This window comes from Budvicia diplopodorum (genome assembly GCF_009800925.1).
Classification (GTDB): domain Bacteria; phylum Pseudomonadota; class Gammaproteobacteria; order Enterobacterales; family Enterobacteriaceae; genus Budvicia; species Budvicia diplopodorum.
The window spans coordinates 573,489-593,213 of the sequence record NZ_WOYF01000001.1 but is presented as its reverse complement, the minus strand read 5'-3'; the positions used below and the strand labels follow the sequence as shown (position 1 = coordinate 593,213).

The window sequence follows — 19,725 nt, the reverse complement described above, 5'->3', positions numbered from 1 at the left end:
TGAACCGTGAGGCTTAACCTTACAACACCCAAGGTGTTTTGGGTGAGATTGAAGAGACGAAGACGAATTTCAGCGAAGTTTTGGATTGAGATTGATGGTTATACGCAGGTATAACGGTTGATGAAACAGGATATGCCTGGCGGCAATAGCGCGGTGGTCCCACCTGACCCCATGCCGAACTCAGAAGTGAAACGCCGTAGCGCCGATGGTAGTGTGGGGTCTCCCCATGCGAGAGTAGGGAACTGCCAGGCTTTAAATTAGTAACTATCAGCATAAATGCGGGTAGAGAAAAAGAATCGGTGGAGCGGTAGTTCAGTTGGTTAGAATACCTGCCTGTCACGCAGGGGGTCGCGGGTTCGAGTCCCGTCCGTTCCGCCAAATTTATATTTCGGGGTGTCTTAGGATATCCAATGATGAAGATAAACCGTATCGCTATCAACGCGATACGGTTTTTTTTCGTCTGTACATATGGCTCCCGATGTAGGGGGGCGGCGTAAAATGGTTCATGCGTCCTAAAGGATAATTTCGAAGGAGTGAATCATGACTATAGCCCGACGTCTGATTCCGCAGTACAAGAAGTAAAACCCGCAGAATAAAGATTATAAGCTTCTTGATTGGCACGGACTGACGTTTTCCGTTTGTACTTCCGGGAAGAAAATCTAGCGTTTTTGTTACCAGCGTCCAAATTCAACCGTCTGAGTCCATATTACGCTGGGTCATTATCCTACACTGACACTTGCTCACACTCTCTATGATTAAGATATAGGGTGGGTAACCTTTGAAAAGCTGAAGAAATAGCACATGGTGGCTCGAAAGCTGATTAAATGGCCGTATTTAACAATTAGTACGGTTCCGTGAGCGTCAGGTGCCAATATCATATAATACCGGCTTTCAGTGCGTATTTGGAATAATGAAAGCATGGTCATCTAGCGTATTCAGTCATGTTTTCGAATAGAGAACTTAGATAAATCGGACATCACATATAACAATGCATTTGAAACGCTATAAACTATAGCAATGCAATAATTTCCCTTTAAGCATGAAAAATATTTACCTTTTAAATTAATAAATTATAAGTAATTTAACTTCGTATGTGGTTACTGTTTTTGTGAATCGATGGCGTGCCTGTTGTGTTAATTTGTTGCTTGAGTTTATTCCTAAGACTAAAAATTGACTTGTCATTTATTATTTTCATAGTAGGCTACATATGAATTTAATTTATTAACTGTCTAACTTAGCTTTGCTTAATATGCTATTTATCATTAATTAATAAATTATCTATCAATATATTATTTAGTTTTACTTAATGTATTATTTATTGCCGTGGCATTACCTACTATATCGTCGGTTCTTTTTCCTATTAGTTGAGTTAATTGGACATAATTAAATTTATTTAAAGTAGTTAAAATATTTCCTTCTTGAGAATTTACCGTACTCCAGGGTCTCCCCTGATTATATTACACAATTTATACTAAGGAGTTGTTGGTGGCGGATTCATTTCAGAGTGAAGTGCCTAAGGCGCGAGTTAATATCCAGTTAAATCTACACACGGGGGGCGCACAGAAAAAAGTTGAGTTGCCGCTTAAGCTGGTTGTTATGGGGAATTACAGCAATGGGCAGGAGCATCGCCCCGTAACTGAGCGTGAAAAAATCAACATTAATAAAAATAACTTTAACAATGTGCTGTCTGAATTAACTCCCTCCGTTAATCTCACCGTCGAAAATACCCTATCTGGTGATGGGAGCGAAGAGAACGTTAAATTATCTTTTAGCAATATTAAAGATTTTGAGCCAGAGCAGGTCGTACGTCAGATCCCCCAGTTAAAAGCGATGCTCGCCATGCGTAATTTATTACGCGACCTCAAATCTAATCTTCTCGATAACGTTACATTTCGAAAAGAACTGGAAAATATTCTTAAAGATCCGTCTCTGAGCAATCAATTGCACGATGAACTAAATGCTCTGGCTTCGAAAGAAGCTTAACCCTCCAGAATAAACGGATTAACGCGAGAGAATGTTTATGTCTGTCAATACTGAAAACGCCACTTCTTCAACAAACAGGACTACCGTGCTGGATCTTCCTGACTCGGGTGGGGTCTACGCTTCCCTGTTTGAAAAAATTAACCTGAACCCGATTTCCGGCCTGTCGGATATCAACATCTGGCAAGACAGCCAGTCGCTGGCCGATGCTAGCGTTGACGAGCGCGTGACCGCTGCCGTACAGGTATTATTGCAGTGCCTGAAAAACTCCGGTCAGCGCGTTGAAAAGCTTAATAAAACGCTGCTGGACCACCACATTGCTGAACTGGATCACCAGATCGGCCGCCAACTGGATGCGGTGATGCATCATCCTGAATTCCAAAGATTGGAATCCCTGTGGCGGGGTCTAAAACATCTGGTGGACAACACTGATTACCGTCAGAACGTTAAAACGGAAATCCTTGACGTTTCCAAAGATGACCTGCGTCAGGATTTCGAGGATACCCCAGAAATTACCCAGAGCGGATTATACTGGCACACGTATACCAGCGAGTATGACACCCCCGGCGGCGAGCCCATTGCCGCTATCATATCCTCTTACGAGTTTGATGCCTCCGCTCAGGATGTTGCCCTGCTGCGTAATATCTCCAAAATTTCCGCAGCGGCACATATGCCGTTTATCGGCTCTATTGGCCCGGATTTTTTCCTCAAACGATCGATGGAAGAAGTCGCGGCCATCAAAGATATCGGTAACTACTTTGATCGTGCCGAGTACACCAAATGGAAATCCTTTCGTGATACAGACGATTCCCGCTATATCGGTTTGACCATGCCACGCGTGCTGGGGCGTTTACCGTATGGCCCGGATACCGTGCCTGTGCGCAACTTTAACTATATGGAAGCGGTGAAAGGCCCAGATCACGAGAAGTATTTGTGGACCAGTGCTTCCTTTGCTTTTGCTGCCAGAATGGTTAAAAGCTTCATTAAGAACGGCTGGTGCGTGCAAATTCGCGGCCCACAAGCGGGCGGCGCAGTGACCGATCTACCGATCCACCTGTATGACCTCGGCACCGGTAATCAGGTGAAAATTCCGTCTGAGGTGATGATACCGGAAACCCGCGAATTCGAGTTCGCCAATCTGGGATTTATTCCGCTGTCATACTACAAAAACCGCGATTATGCCTGTTTCTTTTCGGCGAATTCCACGCAGAAGCCCGCGCTGTATGACACCACCGATGCCACCGCAAACAGCCGCATCAATGCGCGTCTGCCGTACATCTTCCTGTTGTCGCGTATCGCGCACTATCTGAAGCTTATCCAGCGCGAAAACATCGGCACCACCAAAGACCGCCGTCTTCTGGAGCTGGAGCTGAACGCTTGGGTTCGCACATTGGTCACTGAAATGACCGATCCGGGAGACGATTTGCAGGCGTCTCACCCGCTGCGTGATGCAAGCGTGACAGTGGAAGATATTGAAGACAATCCGGGCTTCTTCCGCGTGAGACTGTACGCCGTACCGCACTTTCAGGTGGAAGGTATGGACGTGAATCTCTCGTTGGTCTCGCAAATGCCAAAAGCAAGGTCATGACATGATGTATGGCCGCAGGAGGCTTGATGAAAATAGAGAGACCATTGTGGGGTAAGGGATTACTGCTTTCCCCACAGCAGTTCCAGCAACAATCGGCATTTGCGGCATGGGCGGCTGAGTGCATCGCAAAGACAGGGATGATGCACCCGTGGGGCGTATTGCGGGTAGAATTTGATAATGATGCGCTGAAGCAGGGGCGTCTTAAAGCCAGCCATCTGGCTGTACGCTTTTCTGACGGAACGTTGATCGACTCCAATGAGGCTGATGCACTGCCTCCCACGCTGACGCTCACTGATACCAGCAGCCGTGAGATTACGGTGATGTTGGCGTTGCCTCAGCTGTACCCGAACGGGGGCAACTGCCTGACACCGGATGGCATAGCTGAGCGTCCCGTGCGCTATCGCCAGCGTTGGCATGAAGTTCGTAACTGTTACGGCGATGACACGGTTCAGATGGCTATCATGCAGCATGAACTGACGTTGCGTCTGGATTCACAGGATAACAGTGATTATCTGATCTGCCCGGTAGCCCGTCTGCACCGTGATATGCAGGGCGCATGGATACAAGACAACACCTTTATCCCGCCATTACTGAGCCTGAATGCCAGTCAATGGCTGAGCGAACAGCTCGAACAGCTGATGACACAGCTGCGCACCCGTCTGGAACGACTAATGGCGATGCGCCGTGAAAGCAACGAACGCATGGCTGATTTTGCCGTGGCAGACGTGTCACTGTTCTGGTTGCTTAACGCTCTTAACGGTGCAGAGCCGGTGCTGGGGAATTTCCAGCGTCATCCACAGGTGCACCCTGAACGTCTGTATCAGGAGCTGGCACGTTTGGCGGGCAGTCTACTGACGTTCTCTCTGGCTCACACCGTCAGCAACATCCCAGTTTACCGCCATGAACGTCTGACAGACGTTTTCCCGCCTCTGTTTGACCTGCTCGGCGACCTGCTGGAGGCGAGCCTGCCGTCCCGGGTGATAGCTATTGAACTGACTCATGAAAAACGGATACGTCAGTGGCTGGCCCATCTGCACGATCCGAGGCTGCGTGAAGAGGTGGACTTCTATCTCTCCGTGCGCTCCCCACTGCCGGTTGCGCAATTGCTGGAGCAGTTCCCGCTACAGTGCAAAGTGGGTAGCTCGGACGACGTGGGTAGCGTGATTAACGCCTCCGGGCAGGGTATTCCGTTGCGGGCCTTAAGCCATGTTCCTGCGGCCATTCCGCTGCGTCTTGAGAACCAGTATTTCTCGCTGGATATGTTCCACCCGGCGGCCCGTGCGATGCAAGCCGCGGGCAACTGCGTGTTTTATGTCCCCGGTACGCTGGGTGAGCCGGAGCTTGAACTGTATGCGGTACTGAAAACATGAGTGACAAACAAACGTGTGATATCGACGCGCTGTTGCAGGACATCTGGCTGACCGTTATCGGCCTGCGCCACGGTCCGTTGTTTCAGGAAGGCGAAGGTCAGGCGTTCTGGCAGCGCTGTGTAAATAACCTTGAGCAGGTGCAACGCACGTTGAGAGCAGCGGACTACAGCGAACAGAGTTGCCAACATATTCTTTATGCCCAATGCGCGCTGCTGGATGAAGCGGCGAAAAGCCGTGGCGTGCAAGATGACGTCTGCATGCAGTGGTATGACCGGCCGCTTCAGGGGCAGTTTTTCGGTACCATGAATGCCGGTGACCAGCTGTATGAACGGATGCGTCAGGTGCTGCGTGAAGCTGCTCCGGATACTGCCGTTCTGACCTGTTTCCATCGCGTGCTGATGCTCGGCTTTATGGGCGACTTTACCTCTTCAACCGGGCCGGAGCGTGAATGTCTGGTGCGGGAATTGGCGGAACGGGTTCCTGCCTTTGATTTTTCACCGCATCGTCCGGTGTTGGCTTCAGCATCTGGCCGACACCGGGCTGGGGAATGGCTACGTCACTGGCCGGTACGCCTCGGGCTGTCGGTGCTTGTTCTGGCTGCGCTCTGGTGCGGACTTGACCGCTGGCTGGACAATCTGCTTATCACGCTGCTTCCGGGAGTGGTGCGATGAAGGTTCCCCTGCAACGGGGGCTGTGGCTGTGGGCGGGTTTATTGATGGTCCTGTTATGCCTGCTGTTTTTACCTTTAACGCCTACGGCCCGTGGTGTCAGCGTGTTTGTGGTGATGGTTGCAGTGATAGCTGGCATGGTGCGGGCGGGTCGTCGGCCGGTTAATGTGGCAGCACAACAGCTTGCCGGGCTGCCGGAAGAACCCTACCGCCTGCCGGTGGTGCTGATCTGCGGCGATATGGCGGGCTGGCCTGCGGATATCCCTGTCCATCAGACTTCACAGGGCTGCTGGCTGAAAGTGGATGACAGTCGCGAGCTGTGTGACGTGGTGCGCCAGCTCCTGTGGCTGCGTCCGGCTTGGGCTGTACAACTGGCGGTAATGGTCAGCCTTAGACCTCAGCAACAAAGCCGCAATGAGGCACTCGCGCCTTGGTTGCATGAGCTGCGCTGGCAACTGACAAGGCTGCGTCGGGATACCCAGCATGATATCCCGTTACTGTTGAGCAGCCAGACTGCCGGGCAGTACGTCTGTGAGTCACTGTGGCAAACTCTCCTTCCCGGTGAACCTGTTCAGGTCTGGCAGGATGGCCGTGCGCCGTGCGCCGTTACCATCTGGGCTGCACAGGATCAACTCGGCACCCGCCTGCAACAACAGATGATGTTGAACACGCAGGCTGACTGGTTTACGCAAAATATTATACCCGCCTTCACGGCGGAAAATCCCGATGTGCCGCCAGTGCTGCCGTATGCGGTGCTGCTGCGCCAGACTCGGGATATGCCCGGCGCGCAGGGCGCTTCCGTCTGGCAGGACTGGTTGCAACAGCGTACCTCTATTACGCAGGTCACCGGCTGGTATCCGGCTACGGCCGACGATAATGCTGCTTCAGCGCTGCCGGATTTTCTGTTGCCTCTGCTGCCGAAGGGTCACGGCACGACGCCTGCTCAACGGGCAGTCCGCTTAGCCCTTACGTTGTTTACGCTTGCCACTGTGGTTGCCCTGTGTAGCAGTGGCTGGAACAACCGCCAGCTTGTGCATCATGTGGCCTTTGATATTCAGCATTATTACGCCGTGGCGATGAATAACTACGATCGGAAAGCGAAAGCAGTCGAAACTCTTGGTCAAGACGCCGGGCTGCTCAATGACTGGTCGCGCAATGGAGAATCGCTGCGTCTGAGTCTGGGACTCTATCGGGGTGAACGCCTGCGCTTGCCGCTGCTGGATGCGATTAAAACTTACGTTCCTCCACCGCCTCCTCCTCCAGCGCCGCAGACTCCGCAAATCGTGCGTTTCGACAGCATGTCGCTGTTCGACGTGGGCAAATGGCAGCTCAAATCCGACTCGACAAAGGTGTTGGTGAATGCGCTGGTCAATATCAAAGTTAAACCCGGCTGGCTGATTGTGGTGGCAGGTCATACCGATGACACCGGCGATGACAAATCCAACCAGATCCTTTCCCTGAAACGTGCGGAGTCAGTACGCGATTGGATGCGTGACACTGGGGAGGTATCCGAAAGCTGTTTTGCGGTTCAGGGTTACGGTGAAAACCGTCCGCTGAAATCAAATGACGCGGAGGCTGGCCGTGCGGCCAACCGTCGGGTTGAAATCAGTCTTGTTCCTCAGGCGGATGCCTGTCAGGCAGCAAGTAAAACGGCGTCACCGGAACAAGGCTGACGCATTCACCAGCGAAATGGAGAAATGACATGGCAATTCCAATCTACCTGTGGCTAAAAGACGATGGCGGCGCAGACATTAAAGGCTCTGTGGATGTGCAGGATCGTGACGGCAGCATCGAAGTAGTGGAACAGGAACACACAATATATATTCCGACCGATAACAACACTGGCAAACTGACGGGGACGCGTATTCACACCCCGTTTCTGTTTACCAAGGAAATTGATGCATCCAGCCCGTATCTGTACAAAGCAGTGACCACCGGTCAGACCTTGAAGTCCGCCGAGTTTAAATGGTATCGCATTAACGACGCGGGTCAGGAAGTTGAGTATTTCAACACATTGCTTGAGATGGTCAAGCTGGTGAAAGCCTCCCCCAAAATGTACAACATCAAAGATCCGGCGATGGAAAAGCACAATCATCTGGAAATGATTGCACTGCGCTACGAAAAAATCACCTGGACTTACAAAGACGGCAACATCATTCATTCCGATTCTTGGAACGAACGTACCACAGGCTAATCCCCACCGCAGACGGTTTGCCGTCTGCGGTTTTTGTTTGTTGAGTCCGGCGGTTTAGCAAACAAAAACAGCATAAAACAATCGACCTTATGGGCCTGAGTTTCCTTAAAAGGAGAAGGCTAAGGGCGGTAGCATACCCACTTAAGGAGCACAGCATGGATCGTCAGTCAGCCGTATTACTTCGTCGCCTGAACTCTGATTGTGCAAAAGCGCTAGAAGAGGGCGACGGGACCATGCTGGAATTTGATAGAGAAGGTAAATTGTGAATACCCCCACCCTATTTTTCAGCCAAAGCCACCATCTGTTAAACGTCCGTGACAACGGCTCACCGCTGGACGTGCTGGGGTTAGAAGGCCATGAAGAACTAAGTAAGCCATTCAGCTACGCCATCGAATTTACCAGCACCGATAAAGCTATTGACCCGAAAACCATGCTGATGAAGGATGCCTCGCTGACGCTACAGGCACCGGTTAATCAGGGGTTCGGCATTAAAGTACCCCTGCCGGTGCGGGTGATACAGGGAGTGGCGACAGGGTTTAAAAAGCTCGCCACTTCAAAAGATGAAAGCCGTTATGAACTGACCCTGCAACCGCGTTTGGCGCTGCTGTCCAGAAGCCATCAGAACGCGATTTATCAGGATATGTCAGTACCGCAAATCGTGGAAAAAATCCTGCGCGAGCGCCACGACATGCGCGGTCAGGATTTTATCTTCACGCTTGCCTGTGAGTACCCGCGTCGTGAGCAGGTGATGCAGTACGGCGAGGACGATTTAACCTTTATCAGCCGTTTATTGTCCGAAGTGGGTATCTGGTTCCGCTTCACCGCCGACACGCGCCTAAACATTGATATGGTGGAGTTTTACGACGACCAGAGTCACTATCAACAGGGATTGACTCTGCCTGCCGTGCCGCCATCCGGGATGCTTGATGAAGGTGTGGAATCGGTGTGGTGCATGGCCAGCCACCATCAGGTGGTGGAGAAGTCCGTTACCACCCGCGATTACAATTACCGTACCGCCACGGAAGATATGAACGCGAAGGCGGATGTGACGCGGGGCGATACCACCACCTACGGTGAAGCCTATCACTATGCGGATAACTACCTTATTCCCGGTGTCGAAGGTCGTGAACTTGTCCCGGAGAGCGGTGCGTTTTATGCCCGCATCTGTCATGAACGTTACCTGAACAAACAGACTCAACTGTCTGCGGTTACCAACTGCGCGGGCATCGCACCGGGCATGGCGCTGAAAGTGAACGGCGGCAGTGATGTGAGTGATATTTACCGCAAGGGCGTGGTTATCACTAAGACGATCAGCACCGCCCGCCGGGACCGCAGCTTTGAAGTGTGCGTGGAGGCAATACCGTTCTCGGAAGACTACGGCTTCCGCCCGGCAGCTATCAAGAGGCCAGTCATGGCAGGTACGCTACCGGCACGAGTGACCAGCACACAGACCAATGATATCTACGGCCATATTGACAAAGACGGACGTTACAAAGTCAATATTCTGTTTGACCGCGACAGGTGGGATAGCGGTTACGAAAGTCTGTGGGTAAGGCAGGCCCGCTCGTATGCAGGAGACGCCTACGGCCTGCACCTGCCGCTGCTGGCGGGAACGGAAGTGGCAATAGCGTTTGAAAACGGTAACCCGGACAGGCCGTATATCGCGCACGTGCTGCACGACTCAGCGCATACAGACCATGTGACCATTAAAAATTACAAACGCAACGTGCTGCGAACCCCTGCCAATAATAAAATCCGCATGGAAGACAACCGGGGTCAGGAGCATATTAAGGTCAGCACGGAGTATGGCGGCAAGAGTCAGCTAAACCTCGGGCATCTGGTAGATAGCGGTAAACAGAAGCGCGGAGAAGGTTTTGAGCTGCGCACCGATCTGTACGGTGCCATCAGGGCGAAGAAGGGCATTTTTATTAGCGCTGATGAACAGCCGAAGGCTGGGGGACCTGTACTGGCGATGCAGCCAGCTATCAGCCTGCTGAACGGTGCGCAACAACAGATGCAGAAAATATCGCAGGATGCACAGACTGCGAATGCGAATCCGGCAGACCTTCAGTCACAGATTAGCCTGCTGCAACAAAACCTGAATGAACTGAAACAGGCGGTGCTGTTGCTGAGTGCGCCGCAGGGGATAGCACTGGCGAGCGGTGAACACCTGCAGCTGAGTGCCGGTAAGAACCTGATAGCTACGGCGGGCAACAAGGCCGATATCAGCGTGGTGAAGGACCTCTTTATCGGCGTGGGTAATGCCTTCAGCCTGTTCGTGAGAAAACTGGGAATAAAACTGATAGCCAATCAGGGAGCCGTATCCATTCAGGCGCAGAATGATTTGCTTGAGCTGCTGGCGAAGAAGGCGATCACAATAACCAGTACCGATGATGAAATAAACATTATCGCGAAGAAGAAAATCACCATTAACGGCGGCGGGAGTTATATCACGCTGGACGCGAACAAGATTGAATCAGGGACTCAAGGGGATTATCTGACGAAGGCCGGGCAGTACGGGCGACAGCAAAGGGCATCCGTGAAACCGGCGATGATGGCGTTTCCGCTGATTGAGTCGGGGGATTATAATCTGCAATTTCATTTTGCGGATGATGATGGTGTTCCTTATGCAAATACTAAATATGTTGCTTATTTTGAAGATGGAACAGAGAAAGGAGGGATAACGGATGAAAATGGGAATACGGAAAACTTCCAAAGTGAGCAGAAATATAACATTAGGGTCGATTTATTATTAGGGTGTTGATTGAATGCGAAGTAATGAACGGGGGGATGATTATCTATTCAATGGATCCTGCGTGTTGTACCAGCGTCATCTTAATGGTTCAACTGTTGGCGACACTTCAATATTGGGTATTAATAATAGGGGGGGGAGATGAGTAACGGCGCTTTGAGTAATGAAAAAACAGAAGAGAAAAATCCATCTCCCTTAATTTATAATAAACATAAAGTTAATTGTACATTTGAAGGGGATACTACTAAAAATGAAAATGAGAAAGCAAAAATATGTACGGTGTCTGTAATTTATGTTGATCCTGACGGTTATATAAAAAATGCTAATTTTATTCAATCTAGTGTTGCGGGTTTGGGAAAAGGAGTGATGAATAAAATTAATGGTATTGTGTTACATAGAACCGATTCCTCCTCCGTAGAGGGGACATTGACTTCTTTCTCTAAAGGTGTTGGTACGCATTTTCTGATTGCGAAGAACGGAGATATCCATCAAACGGTAAGTTTATTTTCATATACTTACCATGTTGGTAAAATAAAGTCTCGCTGCATGGAGGAAAAAACATGTTCAGCGGAAGAAAGTAAAAAGATAAAATCTTTCGGCTGGAATCCTGGAAAGGTATATGACCATGAAAAAGTTAAGATGTATCCAGAACGTTATCCTTATAATGGGGATAGTGTTGGGATTGAAGTTGTGGCTATGCATAAAAATGATGGTTGGGAGTCACCAACGCTAGAGCAAACTAATTCTATTAGTAAATTGGTTGATATAATAAAAAATATATATGAACTGGATGATAGGGATGTTTATGAACATGACAAAATATCTTATAAAATGGAAGGCGAAGGCGCAGGTCTTTACGTTAGCAATTAGCATGTTACTGTGTCCTAAAGTTGTATTCTCGACTGAATTAGTAATTGAACATATTGATAAATCGGTTTATACACAAAAAGAAGAACAAGATGAAATGCTTTTATCTGCTTGTCAGAAATGGAGTCTTGATGCTAGTCAGGTGAAAAAAATATTTAGATTAAGTACTAAATATAAGACATCTGATGAAATATCTGGCCAATATTATTGGTTGCCATGTGAAATAAAAGGTTCGCTTTTGAGTCATGGTGTCAGATGGTATTTTATTATTAATGCTGCGGCGACGGCGGAATGGCATAATGAGAAAGGGAATATATATTGGGGGTGTGCTAAGAAAAAGTGTGGCTCAATGTTCTTATTACCATATGATGGCATGGCAGGGAATGATAAATAATATATAGAATAGTGATTGTGGAATAGAAACAAGGCAGGTGAGTGTCAAAGGACACGTGGTGGGGGAACCGCTTGCTCAACTATGAATTGTGGCAGGGTGTTATCATGAAAATACTGTAATTCAGAAATAATATCTTTTGATGTGGTTTTTTATTATTTCTTAAAGTATAAATTCCTACGTTTTTTGACGCAGAATATTAATCAATAAACATAATAATACCATAGCCCTGTTCTTCGTGAAATAAATATAAAGTGTTAAATAAAACTCTTGGTGCTTATAAAATACATTAATGTTGATATGCTTGTCTTTGTTTTAAATTAAACTCTTAATTTAAATGTTTATTAAGGCTAAACCTTTCCCCTGCTTTATATGCAACGAATTCTCAATTCAATTTAAGTTAAAAGTCATAACTATCAGGAAAACATGCCCGTCAATTTAAAAAATATACCACCATTATCCTGGCGCCCCCATCCTCCTAAGTTATTAAGATGGTTTGGAGCCTTATTTTTTATGCTTGTATTTGGAAGTTTTATTTCTTCTCTGCTAGCCAAAATGACGGGTAACGATAATGTTTGGATCTTAATGGTCGCTGTCCCCGTTGGGATTTGGTTAGTCATCGCTCTAATTCGATTGGTGATTTACCTGCTACAGCAGATTCAGGCTAATGCTTGGGATAAACAGCGTGAAGCATGGATATTAACAGAAGTGAAAAGAGGGCGGAGAGCATTGCAAATATTGTTTTCTGAATTTAGTACAGCGACAACAATTCCAGTTTCTGACCAACATGAAAGTGATTCGCCGTTGGAAATATTAATCTCCAATACCATCCAGATTCGGGCGCAGAGGTCATGGAAAGGAGAAGACGGCGTGATTCATAGCCGTTTTACCGTTAACGATGAAAATATTTCTCCTGAAATCGTACTTTCTAAGCAGTTATCTAACCTGATTCACCCATTATCTGAATTAGTTAACTCACTGTCTGGTGATGGCTCAATTGATATTTTGTTTGAAACAGAAACGTCCCTTTCTTCACGCCGCTTACAAGATCTATGGCAACGGATGTGGCGGGATAGCAACATCACCCAATCTGTTACTTACGTAGAAGAGCATGGGTTGAGGTTTATCGATCGCTGGCTTGACCAGCGTATTCATGACGATGCGCTGCTGCTGGTCATTAGTTTACAGATCGTCCCGCAACAGCCGGAAGGGACGGCGGAAGCGGTAGCGGCGTTGCTGCTAGGCAATCGTCTGACGCAAAAAACGCTAGCACCACGGGCACTGTTACACCGCCCGGAGAAGTCCCCGACGGAAACGCTGGAAGAAGGGGCATTACAGGCTATGGATTGGGTGCCGTTGCCTTCGGATGCGCTGAAACACCTCTGGCTGTCCGGTCTGTCAGATAAACAGCACCGGCGCATCATGGAATTACAGGGTAAACCGCCGCTGGTGGCGATTAACTCTGGCAGTCATTTATACAATATTGATAGCTCGTTAGGCCACGCGGGTTGTGCAGCTCCGTGGCTGGCGATAGCTGCTGCTGCACAGATCGCTGAACTGTGTGGTGAGGCGCAGATGATTCTCAGCAGTGAACAGGGAAGTGATGACGTCTGGAGCACAGTGGTGACTTCTTATACCACCCAACAGGAGAAATTGACGTGAGCTTTAATCCCTTATCAATAATAAAGAGGCCTGAAAACCGGTTTCTGGCTGTGGTGCTGGTACTGTTAATCACCGGGGGAACGCTGTGCTGGCTGGCATGGCAGCACCCGGAACGGTTAGGGCTGGTCGCAGGTTCGGCAGTGCGTGACCGTTGGCTGCTTGGGCTATGTGTCGGAACCGGTATGGTGCTGTTAACCGCACTGATGCTGTTTTTTTCAACCCGCATAGCGGGTAAGCAAAATTTTGAGGCCGCTCGGCAACGGATAAAGGGCGATGATATTCCCGCTCCGGTTAGCGCATCAAAAGAAGACTACCCGCAATACGGTGAATTTTCTCACCTTAGATCTCACCTACGTGCCCGCTATGGCCTATTCTGGCGTTACAAAGTCCGTCTGCTGATGGTAGTGGGCGGAGCGGCAGACATTGACGCTCTGGTTCCCACGCTTGCTGAAAAACAGTGGCTGGAAGGGCAGCGCACCGTACTGCTGCACGGCGGTAGCCTGAGTGATGAGGTGAATAAAGATCGCCTTGCTGCTTTGCGCAAGCTGCGCCGTGGCCGCCCGCTGGACGGTATCGTCTGGGCGGTGAATACGGAACAGAGTAAATCATCTCATAGTTTTGACAATGGCCTGCACACCCTGCAACAAATGGGGAAAGCCTTGCGCTATCAGCCTCCGGTCTATTTATGGCAACTGTGCGACAGTCCGTGGTCGCAGGCAGAGCGAGTGACCCAGCCCGTTGGTGTGATACTGCCGGTGAAGGTCATGCCTGATGGGGTTGAGCAGCAACTGCTGTCTCTATTGCCGTTACTGTGTGAGCAGGGCCTACAGCAGGTATCCAATATGCGGCAGCATGATTTCTTACTGCGTTTGGGGCAGAGCCTTGAGCAGGGTGAGGCCGTTCGCTGGAAGCAGGTGTTGACGCCGTGGATATCGGAATATGCCGGACGCATTCCGCTGCGCGGACTGATGTTCAGCCTGCCTCAGCCAGCGCAGAGCGCCGTTAGCGGTATTCACGAACACCGATGGCAAATGCTGCCTGACTGGCAGGGCGTGACGGACGACTGCGTTAATGCACGTGGCAAACGCGTAGGTCTGCCGTGGGAGCAAACGCTCTGCTATGGCCTGATGGCGCTAATGCTGGTGTGGGGGGCGGGCAGCGTAATGTCATTTGCCGTGAACCGTCACCAGATGGTAGCGGCTGCGAAACAGGCTCACTCTCTGGTCGGCAGCCACGATGTGTCAGATGAACAACTGATAGCCTTGCAGTTACTGCGCAATGGTATCGGGCGTTTACAGACGTGGGAAAAAGACGGCGCACCATGGTATCAACGCTTCGGTCTGAATCATAACCCGCAGTTACTGACTGCCTTGTGGACATGGTATGGCCCCGCCAGCCAGCGTCTGATACGAGATAGTGCTGCACAAAGGCTGCATCAAAAACTCAGCCAACTGGCCGATTTACCACCGGCAAGCCCGGAGCGGGCAACGCTGGCAAAATCGGGTTATGACCAGTTAAAGGCCTATCTGATGATGGCTCATCCGGAAAAAGCGGAGGGGGTATTTTTCAGTACAACGATGCAGCGCACAGAGCCGCAGCGAAAGGGCATTTCGCTTGGTCTGTGGCAAAGCATTGCTCCGGATTTATGGACTTTTTATGCCGAAAACCTGCCCGCGCATCCGGACTGGAAAATCAGTCCGGACAGGTCTCTGGTGTCTGAGGTGCGTCAGGTATTACTGGGGCAGATAGGGCGTCAGAACGCGGATAACACCGTGTACCAGTCCATATTGTCGTCGGTTCGTCGTAATTATGCCGACATGCGGCTTGAGGATATGACCGCTGATACCGATGCCCGCCAGTTATTCACCACCGATGAAGTTATCCCCGGAATGTTTACCCGTCAGGCGTGGGAAGAGGCCATTCAGCCAGCCATTGAAAAAGCCGTTGCTACCCGGCGTGATGAAATCGACTGGGTACTGAGCGACAACCGCAAACAGCTTGTCGGCGACGCGTCGCCGGAAGTGCGGCATCAACGGTTGACGGAGCGCTATTTCGCTGATTTTTCTGCCGCCTGGCTAAATTTTCTCAACGGCCTGCGCTGGAACAAAACGCAGACTATTTCTGATGTGACAGACCAGCTTACTCTGGTTAGTGATGTCCGTCAGTCACCGCTGATAGCGCTGATGAACACCCTTGCGTGGCAGGGGCAGACCGGGCGACAGGACGCCGGGCTGTCGGATTCGCTGTTATCGTCAGCGAAAGACCTGCTGACCCGTAAAGAGGACGTCCCGGCTATTGACCAGAAGGCCGCTGGCCTGATCGGGCCGTTGGATAAAACCTTTGGCCCGCTGCTTGCCCTGATGGGTAAAAGAACGGCATCAGACAACTTCTCTGCCGATAGCGCCCTGAGTTTGCAAAGCTGGCTGACCCGCGTGACGCGAGTACGTCTGAAACTCCAGCAGGTGGCGGATGCGCCTGAACCGCAGGAAATGATGCAATTGCTGGCGCAGTCGGTGTTTCAGGGCAAAAATGTTGACCTGACGGACTCGCAGGAGTACGGCAATCTGATAGCCGCCAATCTGGGAGCAGAATGGCGCGCTTTCGGCCAGGCGATGTTTGTGCAGCCGCTGAAACAGTCGTGGCAGGTTGTACTGGAGCCTACCGCAGTCAGTCTGAATGACCGATGGCGCAATGCGATCGTTAAAGAGTGGAATGCCGCTTTTGTCGGGCGCTATCCCTTTGCGGACAGCGATAGTGATGCTTCTTTGTCTGCACTGGCCGATTTTATCCGTCAGGATAGCGGGCTGATTGACCAGTTTCTGACGCGTGAAATGGCGGGGCTGTTGCATAAAGAGGGCCGTCACTGGGTGGCAAATAATCTGAACTTGCAGGGATTAACCGTCAATCCTGCCTTCCTGAAGGCGGTTAATCAGCTAGGCGAGCTTTCTGCCATTCTGTATCCCAACGGCAGTCAGAGTATTGGTTTTGAACTGCGGGCACGTTCTGCACCGGAAGTCGTAGAGACGGTGCTGACGATTGATGGGCAGGTATTACACTATTTCAATCAGATGGAAAGCTGGCAGAATTTTCGCTGGCCTGGCGATACCTATCAACCCGCAACCCGGCTGACATGGACCAGCGTTGATGCAGGTGCGCGGTTGTCTGGTCACTATTCAGGAAGCTGGGGATTTATTCGCTGGCTGTCACAGGCAAAAAAACAGAAGCTGGATGCAAGCCGCTGGCAGCTTACCGTCACTGCACCGGACAAGCTCCAGTTGACGTGGATATTGCGTACGGAGCGAGGGGAAGGGCCGCTGGCATTGCTGAAACTGGCCGGTTTTCGGTTACCGGAACAGATATTTGATGCGAGTAAACCGCAGGCAATGGAGGTTTCTCCGGAGATTTCTGATGAAGCCGATACGCTTATCCATGACGAAGATAAATGAGCAGAGCAGAGAGTGACAAAATCCATTGCGGCGAAACGGGCACATCATGCGCCGTGGGTGATGATGCACTGCTAGCAGGACTGATAGTGCTTGACCCGGCGCGTGCCGCCGTGTTGTGCGGTTAAGGAGAAGAATATGCCCGCAAAAGGCTATTATCTGGTGGTGGGTGACAAAACTACCTGCGGAGGGATCATTACCGAAGGGGAGCCCACGCACACCATTCTCGGTATGGCTATCGCCTGTGAAACACACCGGGTTACCTGTGGAAAACATCCCGGCACATATTACATTGCCGGAGGAATTGGTAATGACCGTATTCTCGGCAAAATAATTGCTGGAACGCTGGACAGCGTGAGTACCTGTCCGTGTCAAGCGCGGTTTATTCCGTCAATGATGAATGATTCGTATGAGAAGCTGTCTGCTGCTGAGGCTGAACTGCGGATAAAGGAAAAGGCACAGGCACAGGTATCCGCAGCACAAGATTTGGCTCCTGACGCTTTCAGCCAGAACTATCAGGTTGAGCGGGGGGATCTGGTGTATGGTGTCAAAAGGAAGAGGGGTAATTATATTGGTAAACTTTATCCCGGATACTCAACTGAGAATAAGTCGCTGCCACCCGCGGTTATTGATGTGTATAACAACAGTGTCAGTATCGCGATCACAGGGGGGAACGATTTAGGCAAAATATCAAAACTGAGCGATAGGCCGGAAAAACTCATTCGCAAACTGGTAATACCTGACACGCTAGAGGCTGACGTCAGGAAAATGCGGGATGGTGATAACTATCTGTGGACAGAGTATTTTAAGGGTGGAGAAGAGAATCCAAAATTTAATATCAGATCCATTTATAACGAAGTGGCGAGTAATTATAACAAGGATATCTATCATGTGGTGGATACCGGCAACACTATGGCGGGCTATGTTCCACAGCTATTATGGAAACGCGGTAGCAAATTGGGTATTGAAATGACGGCTAAGAATGCGTCACATCACCTGCATTTTATTCTGGATGGCTTATCACTGCCTGAGATCGTGAATAAAACGCCACCTTATGGTTTTTCAATCACTGCGTCTGAGCTGCGTTACGCGTATCGTAATCGTTCTCGCCTTGTGGGTAAAATCCATTTTTATCAGGACTATCAAGAAGTTCTTCCCCCTTGGGAAGCCGATCCAGTTTTATGGAGCAGCTATATTCCTAAAGTAGTTCCTTCTGCTTCCGGTATGGTTCCGCCTGTCAATGACGTAGTAAAAGCAAAAAATAAGAAATCGATTGGCAATGTTTTCTCGGGCTTGTTCAGAAAAAGAACGGGGCGCTGAGATGAACAAGGAGATTGTTATCAGCAAATTAGGCGTATTTGCAGTACTGGATATTCGTGATAGCTATAAATGAGCAGATATGGCTATTACCTGAAATATTTTTTTGTTTTCTGGTGGCAATTTACCCAATCAGATACCGCGTATCTGCTGAACCTCTAAATACTTCTGAACCCCTTTCCTGAGTAACTGAACCATTATTATGGACGACTTGACCCGGCGCGTACCGCCGTGTTGTGTGGTTAAGGAGAAGACTATGGCAGCAAAAGGCTATTATCTGGTGGTGGGTGACAAAACCACCTGCGGGGGGATCATTACCGAAGGGGAACCCACACACACTATTCTCGGTATGGCTATCGCCTGTGAAACACACCGGGTTACCTGTGGAAAACATCCCGGCACATATTACATTGCCGGAGGCATTGGTAATGACAGTATTCTCGGCAAAAAATCGCCGGAACGCTGGACAGCGTAAGTACCTGTCCGTGCCGGGCGCGGTTTGTACCGTCAATGATGAATGATTTTTATGAGAAGGGAGCTGCTGAGTTTTCTGAGCAAACGGCTATATCAAATCAGGAAGAATCGGCTGTTTCCCCTCTGGGTGCGAACAGCCGGTGGGAAAATGAATATAATCCGGCGGATCCTGTGGAAGATAATACGGAATTTCAGATGAGGCTTGCTGGTGCGGTTCTGGCGGCTAATCAATATGAATTGATGGATATATCAGAATCCTCAGAGTCTGAAGAACCTTCGTTGCCACCGGTGATTAATGTTCCGGAGGACACAAATAGTAACGGCATTACTGCAGCAGATCGTAAATCCTATCAGGAGCTTGAGACTCAATATCCAGACCTGTTTGAGAATCAGTATATCCAACGTTTGCCTGAAGATATTGATGTTGTTTTTAAAAATGTTGAGGATGTAGATATGGATGAAACAACGGTCATCAATACTTCCGGAGAGCGCAAGGCTATTGGTACCACCGGGCTTGGCCCCTGTATCGCAATCTGCGCGTATGGCAAAACAAAAAACGATGAGCTGCTGCTCGGGCTTAGCCATTATTCTGGTCTGGAAAAACCTGAAGAAATACTTGAAGACGTAGACGATGAAATGAAGGATTTCGGTGCCTGTGATATTGAGTATTATCTGGTCGGGGGGATGATGATGCCTGATGCAATAACGCTAAAAACAGAGGCCGGACTGCTGGCACTGAAAGGGAAATTTAATATTAAAGGGGTCCGACTCCACGTGTCGGAAGGCCTGGGAGATGAGACTGATGTCGAAGGTTATCAGGAGAATAAATCAGTCGATGTTGTAATGACGACAGATAAAATATATTTCAGGCATAACCCAATGTATTGAAGATGTTTAATTTATTAATGATGGTGAATCGCCTGTTATTTTATATTTAGCATAATTTTTAAAATACATATTAAGCCGGGCGTTTTCTCTGGTGATGTTTATTCTGTTTTTAATTTGGTTATACAAATTAG

The 19,725-nt window shown here is 49.4% G+C and carries 13 protein-coding genes, 1 tRNA gene, 1 rRNA gene and 1 pseudogene; all 16 read left to right on the top strand.

Going from position 1 to position 19,725, the window contains the following annotated elements; genetic code table 11:
* The first annotated feature begins 135 nt into the window (after window positions 1-135).
* Window positions 136-251 (top strand): 5S ribosomal RNA (gene rrf / locus GVI43_RS02500).
* A 50-nt stretch (window positions 252-301) separates the two neighbouring features.
* Window positions 302-378 (top strand) — tRNA-Asp (locus GVI43_RS02495).
* A gap of 1,107 nt (window positions 379-1,485) precedes the next feature.
* Window positions 1,486-1,983: a type VI secretion system contractile sheath small subunit gene (gene tssB / locus GVI43_RS02490; RefSeq protein ID WP_159565029.1), complete on the top strand. Its 498-nt coding sequence runs from the start codon at window positions 1,486-1,488 to the stop codon at window positions 1,981-1,983.
* A 31-nt stretch (window positions 1,984-2,014) separates the two neighbouring features.
* Window positions 2,015-3,568, top strand: a complete 1,554-nt coding sequence (gene tssC / locus GVI43_RS02485) for a type VI secretion system contractile sheath large subunit (protein ID WP_211959061.1) — start codon at window positions 2,015-2,017, stop codon at window positions 3,566-3,568.
* A 26-nt stretch (window positions 3,569-3,594) separates the two neighbouring features.
* The gene (gene tssK / locus GVI43_RS02480; RefSeq protein ID WP_159565025.1) at window positions 3,595-4,938 is read left to right on the top strand and encodes a type VI secretion system baseplate subunit TssK; all 1,344 of its coding nucleotides are present in this window, start codon (window positions 3,595-3,597) and stop codon (window positions 4,936-4,938) included.
* Window positions 4,935-5,609: a type VI secretion system protein TssL, short form gene (tssL, locus tag GVI43_RS02475; RefSeq protein ID WP_159565023.1), complete on the top strand. Its 675-nt coding sequence runs from the start codon at window positions 4,935-4,937 to the stop codon at window positions 5,607-5,609. Before tssK ends, tssL begins: the two co-directional genes overlap by 4 nt.
* Window positions 5,606-7,279, top strand: a complete 1,674-nt coding sequence (locus GVI43_RS02470; protein ID WP_246201438.1) for an OmpA family protein — start codon at window positions 5,606-5,608, stop codon at window positions 7,277-7,279. Before tssL ends, GVI43_RS02470 begins: the two co-directional genes overlap by 4 nt.
* Window positions 7,280-7,308: 29 nt before the next feature.
* Complete coding sequence (locus GVI43_RS02465) at window positions 7,309-7,800, top strand: Hcp family type VI secretion system effector (RefSeq protein ID WP_159565021.1); 492 nt, start codon at window positions 7,309-7,311, stop codon at window positions 7,798-7,800.
* A gap of 262 nt (window positions 7,801-8,062) precedes the next feature.
* Window positions 8,063-10,564, top strand: a complete 2,502-nt coding sequence (locus tag GVI43_RS02460) for a type VI secretion system Vgr family protein (RefSeq protein WP_159565019.1) — start codon at window positions 8,063-8,065, stop codon at window positions 10,562-10,564.
* A 129-nt stretch (window positions 10,565-10,693) separates the two neighbouring features.
* On the top strand, window positions 10,694-11,422 hold the full coding sequence (locus GVI43_RS02455) for a peptidoglycan recognition protein family protein (RefSeq protein ID WP_159565017.1): 729 nt from the start codon (window positions 10,694-10,696) through the stop codon (window positions 11,420-11,422).
* Window positions 11,364-11,813, top strand: a complete 450-nt coding sequence (locus GVI43_RS02450) for a hypothetical protein (RefSeq protein ID WP_170324297.1) — start codon at window positions 11,364-11,366, stop codon at window positions 11,811-11,813. The genes GVI43_RS02455 and GVI43_RS02450 overlap by 59 nt, the downstream gene beginning before the upstream one ends.
* Before the next feature lie 510 nt (window positions 11,814-12,323).
* The gene (locus tag GVI43_RS02445; protein ID WP_246201435.1) at window positions 12,324-13,472 is read left to right on the top strand and encodes a hypothetical protein; all 1,149 of its coding nucleotides are present in this window, start codon (window positions 12,324-12,326) and stop codon (window positions 13,470-13,472) included.
* Window positions 13,469-16,918, top strand: a complete 3,450-nt coding sequence (locus tag GVI43_RS02440; RefSeq protein WP_246201427.1) for an ImcF-related family protein — start codon at window positions 13,469-13,471, stop codon at window positions 16,916-16,918. The genes GVI43_RS02445 and GVI43_RS02440 overlap by 4 nt, the downstream gene beginning before the upstream one ends.
* Before the next feature lie 135 nt (window positions 16,919-17,053).
* Window positions 17,054-17,335: pseudogene (locus tag GVI43_RS16010) on the top strand (PAAR domain-containing protein); the annotation flags it as partial.
* Between the two features lie 1,153 nt (window positions 17,336-18,488).
* Window positions 18,489-18,707 carry a PAAR domain-containing protein gene (locus tag GVI43_RS15840; RefSeq protein ID WP_246201425.1) on the top strand — a complete coding sequence of 73 codons (219 nt, stop codon included), beginning with the start codon at window positions 18,489-18,491 and terminating at the stop codon, window positions 18,705-18,707.
* A 35-nt stretch (window positions 18,708-18,742) separates the two neighbouring features.
* Window positions 18,743-19,594, top strand: coding sequence for a XopAK family type III secretion system effector (gene xopAK / locus GVI43_RS02430; RefSeq protein ID WP_246201423.1), 852 nt, complete (start codon window positions 18,743-18,745; stop codon window positions 19,592-19,594).
* Window positions 19,595-19,725 lie beyond the last annotated feature (131 nt).